Annotated in this window: 4 protein-coding genes; all 4 read left to right on the top strand. The window is 32.7% G+C overall.

The features are described 5' to 3' along the window. A partial coding sequence (locus ACMUOV_RS07065; protein ID WP_413854410.1) for a putative PEP-binding protein occupies positions 1–708 on the top strand: 708 nt, incomplete at its 5' end. An 8-nt stretch (positions 709–716) separates the two neighbouring features. Then, entirely contained in the window at positions 717–1,226 is a 510-nt protein-coding gene (gene def, locus ACMUOV_RS07060; protein ID WP_413854409.1) for a peptide deformylase, read from the top strand. After that, positions 1,223–2,161: a methionyl-tRNA formyltransferase gene (gene fmt, locus ACMUOV_RS07055; RefSeq protein WP_413854407.1), complete on the top strand. Its 939-nt coding sequence runs from the start codon at positions 1,223–1,225 to the stop codon at positions 2,159–2,161. The genes def and fmt overlap by 4 nt, the downstream gene beginning before the upstream one ends. A 98-nt stretch (positions 2,162–2,259) precedes the next feature. Further along, on the top strand, positions 2,260–4,763 hold a 2,504-nt coding region (locus ACMUOV_RS07050; RefSeq protein WP_413854405.1), incomplete at its 3' end, for a protein kinase domain-containing protein.

Raw genomic sequence — 4,763 nt, 5'->3', positions numbered from 1 at the left:
GGGGATAAACTTACAAAATTGGGGCTTATGAATATAGGAATGGAAGAAAATCCTTTTATGGGTTTACGTGCAATAAGGTTATGTTTAAAATATCCTGCAATTTTAAAAACTCAGTTAAAAGGAATTTTAAGGGCTTCGGTATACGGTAATTTAAGAATAATGTATCCTATGGTTTCAAAAATAGAAGAAATAAGGCAAGCCAATGTTATTTTGCAACAGGCAAAACAGGAATTAAAAAAAGAAGGTAAAAAGTTTAACGAAAACATTAAAGTAGGTGCAATGATAGAGGTTCCTTCCATTGCAATAATTTCGGATATCGTTGCAAAAGAAGTTGATTTTATGTCAATAGGGACAAACGATTTGATTCAGTATACAATAGCCGTTGACAGAGTAAACGAAGATGTTGCATCGTTATACGAGCCGTTACATCCTGCAGTGTTAAGGTTAATAAAAACAATTATAGATGCAGGTCATAATGCGGGAAAACCTGTAGGTATGTGCGGTGAAATGGCATCGTCAATAGAATATACGAAAGTTTTAATAGGTTTAGGTTTGGATGAATTCAGTATGTCATCGGGGAAAATACCTAAATTGAAAAGAGAAATTCGTAATATTTCATTTGAAAAATCAAAACTTCTTGCGGAAAAATTGCTTAACTGTGCAAGCAAAGAAGATGTATCCGAAATAATGCAACAATTCAACTTCTAGGAAATAATATGGGGAAATTAAAAATAATTAAATACGGTGATAATGTTTTAAGACAACAAGTTAAAGATATTGATGAAATAACACCGGAAATAAAACAGTTGGCAAAAGATATGTTGGAAACAATGTATGCGGCCCCGGGTGTAGGGCTTGCGGCACCGCAGGTTGGAATTTCTTTAAATATGTGTGTTATTGATATTTTGCCGGACGGTAAAAAAAATCCGTTTGTTTTAATAAATCCTAAAATAATCTCGGGTGAAAATAAAGAAGAAATGGAAGAAGGGTGTTTATCGTTCCCAGGAATTTTTGAAAAAGTAAAAAGATATCATACGGTAAAAGCCGAATATACCGAAATTAACGGAAGGCGTGTTGAAGTTACCGTTGAAGGTTTTTTGGCAAAAGCTTTTCAACATGAAATAGATCATTTACACGGTAAATTATTTATCGATTATCTTCAGCCGTGGAAAAGAAAACTTGTTGAAAAAGAGATTAAAAGAAGAAAAAAAGGAAACAATTGGTGAAAATTTTATTTTTCGGAACGGCATCAATTTCAAAAGTATTTTTGGAAAATATAGATAAAAAACACAAAATAATGTGTGTTATTACAAAACAGGATAAATTAGTCGGTAGGGGAAACAAATTAACTTTTCCGGCAGTTAAACAATATGCAATTGATAATAATATGGCTTATATTCAAACAGAAAAGTTTAATGATGAAATTTATGATGAACTTAAATCTTATAATGCCGATGCGGGGGTTGTTGTTTCTTACGGTAAAATAATTCCGGAAAAAATATATTCTTTACCGACACATAAGTGTTTTAATATACATTTTTCATTGCTTCCCGAATACAGAGGAGCATCGCCTGTACAACAGGCATTAATCGACGGGAAAACAAAAACGGCGGTTACATCTTTTTTTATTGATAAAGGTTTGGATACCGGTGATATTATATTGCAGGATATTGTAGACATTGAAAATATTGATACGGCAGATACATTGTTTCAAAAATTAATTTCATGCGGTATAAAAACAATGAATAAAACATTGGATTTAATGGAACAAAATAAAGTTGTTCCAATAAAGCAAACAGGGCAGCCGACTTTCTGTTCGGTATTTAAAAAAGAAGACGGAAAAATAGATTGGACTAAATCGGCAACGGAAATAAAAAATTTATTCAGAGGTTTGTTTTTATGGCCTGGTATTTATTGTAATATTGCAACAGGTAAATTACAGGGAAAACTGTTAAAAATTATAGATTGTGAAGTTGTTAATATAAATTCGAATAAAACTGCGGGCAGTGTCATTTCAATAGAAAAAAATACAGGTTTTGCAATTCAATGCGGGAAAGATTCTTTGTTGTTAAAAAAAGTTCAACTTGAAAGTAAATCCAAAATGTCCGCATGGGATTTTGTCAACGGTTATAAAATAACATTAAATGACAAGTTTGTTTAATTTGTTTTTTGTATTTTTTATAATAAATATTATATAATATTTTTAATGACTTAAGTTTTGTTTTATTATGAAGATACAAGTATAAATATTGGGGTATTATGATAGCTAACGAATGGGCATCTTCGGGTCCGCTTAATTTGGGACTTTTTATAAACAATCAATATGTTACCGTAAAGAAAATAGGCGTGGGCGGTTTTGGAACCGTTTGGCTTGCTTATGATTTCAGCTTAAGAAATTTTGTCGCAATTAAAGAGCTCCTTCCGGAATATGCCGAGGCCAAATTCGTTGAAATGTTCTATAAAGATGCTTTAATTGCAAAAAATATAATTCATGATAATGTTGTTAGGGTTCAACATTTTTGGCAGGGAAGTAACGGTTCTTTTTATATAGTTTTGGATTATGTCAGAGGTTTGGATTTAGAAGTTCTTTTACAAAAATGCAGAGAAAAAAATATAATAATTCCTTGGAAAATAGCTACTTTAATTTGTATGAATGTGTTAAAGGCAGTTGATTATGCCAACAGAATTGCAAGAGATTCGATAACGGGTGTTCCTTACGGAATAGTTTACAGAGATATTTCTCCGGGAAATGTTTTGCTTTCTTTTGACGGTAATATAAAACTTAGTGATTTTGGTGTTGCAAAGACTGCCGATGAAATAAAAAACTCAATACATGAAAGAGTTGTTACGGGAAAATATCCGTATATGTCACCCGAACAGGTTAGAGGTGAAGCGGATGTCGATCACAGAACGGATATCTTTTCCATAGGAAGCTTATATTATGAAATTTTAACTTCCGAGCAACTGTATCAGGGAACAAATGAAGAAATAAGAGAGCAAATTATAAACAAACCGTTTGATACGGCTAAAATTCTTGAAATTACCAAATCACAGGAAATAGCCGATATACTTTCAAGGGCTTTACAAAAAAACAGGAACGACAGATATGAAAGAGCTATTGAAATGTATAAAGATGTCAGAAGAGTTTTAAGAGCTTTTGATCCTGAGGATTTGGCTGTTGAACTGGCAGATTTTATAGTGATAGCTGCCAAAGAAAATATTTTGAAATCGAATAAGATTGTTGATGCCGTAAAAACGTTAAATGTAAGTGATGTTAAAAATGATGCCAACGTTGAACAAATTCAATGTAACGATTTTATAGTAGGTCAACCTATAATAGGAAGACAAAAACCTTTAAAAACAGAACCTGAAGTTATTGCGGAACCTGCCGTTTCCGTACCCGTTCAACAACAGCAATCTCAAACATTTCAAACTCAAAATATACAACAACAGGAAATACAATCGGAACAACCTCAAATTCAAGAAACGCCGGTTCAAAATTTACAACCGGAATCTAAACCTGAACACGAGGCGATACCGGAGAAAATTCAAAATGAATCGATTCCGGTTCAACAACAGAAATTTGAAGAAAATTCAATTCCGCAAGAGCATGTTCAACAGATAATAGAAGAGAAAAATATTGAACAAAAAGAAGAAGTTTCCGTAGAAATCAATAACACTAATGAAGAAAAAAATATTGAAGTTGCATCTGTAGCAACTGTTACAAATGCTGCAATTGTTGCCAATGTAACAGAGCCGGTATCAGAAGATACACAAAAAACAACCGAAATAAAACAGGAACAAAAAAATACAGAGCAGGTACAACAGCCCGTTATTTCGGAACCAAAACAACCTGAACAACAAAATAATATTTCTGCAACACAACAAATAAAAACGGAAAATAAACCTAAAGTTGATATTTTGTCACAGGCAAAAAAGCCAGGTAATAAAGTTCCGCCTGTAATTCCGGTTAAAAAAACTACTCAGGTTCCTAAACCGCAACCGAGAAGGCAAGTTCAGCAACCTCAACAACATTCTCAACCTGAAGCAAAAGGAAAAACCGTTTTTGAAGAAGTTGGTGATTGGTTATTTAAAAAATTTGATAATATGAGAAAAACAATATTTAGGGCAATAATAGTGTTATTGCTTGCAATAATAATATTGTTAGGACTTGATGTGTTTTTACAAATTACACCTTTTGGAAAGAACATATATGCAAAATTAAATCCTCCTGATGTTGTTATTGTAACAACACCTGAAGGAGCTTTGGTAAGTATGAAAACAAAAAGCGGTGAAGTTTTACTAAATAACGAAACAGCTAACGGTGAAATTCCTATTAGGAAAGTTGCTCCCGGTTCATACATAGTTACGGCTCTAAAAGACGGGTTTAAACCCGTTCAAAGAGTTGTTCAAATTGAACCGAGTGAAAAATCAAACAAAGTAAAGAAAGAAAGAATTGAAATAATGTTTGATTTTGTATTAAATGTAACATCAACACCTGAAGGTGCATCCGTATATGTAGATGGAAATAAATTTGGTGTTACTCCGTGTAATGTTCAGCTTGTTGCTGCACCACATACAATAAAATTAAGTTTGGATGGTTTTGCCGATTTAGGTTCTAATGCTAAGGAAGCAAAAGCCGGTCAATGTAATGTTGATTTTTCAAAATCTGATAAAAATGAAATTTTTGCTGGTGTTGATTCTCAATTTTGGCAGTATGAGTTAAAAAATATAGACGGTGAAGATGTTTTTTGTGTAAGCGG

The sequence above is a fragment of the Candidatus Ruminimicrobium bovinum genome (assembly GCF_902760015.1).
GTDB lineage: Bacteria > Elusimicrobiota > Endomicrobiia > Endomicrobiales > Endomicrobiaceae > Ruminimicrobium > Ruminimicrobium bovinum.
This window is presented reverse-complemented; position numbering and strand designations above follow the sequence as displayed.

Bases quoted from the DNA above. Each gene is read 5' to 3' on its own strand.
- def (WP_413854409.1), top strand. From the start codon at position 717: ATGGGGAAATTAAAAATAATTAAATACGGTGATAATGTTTTAAGACAA.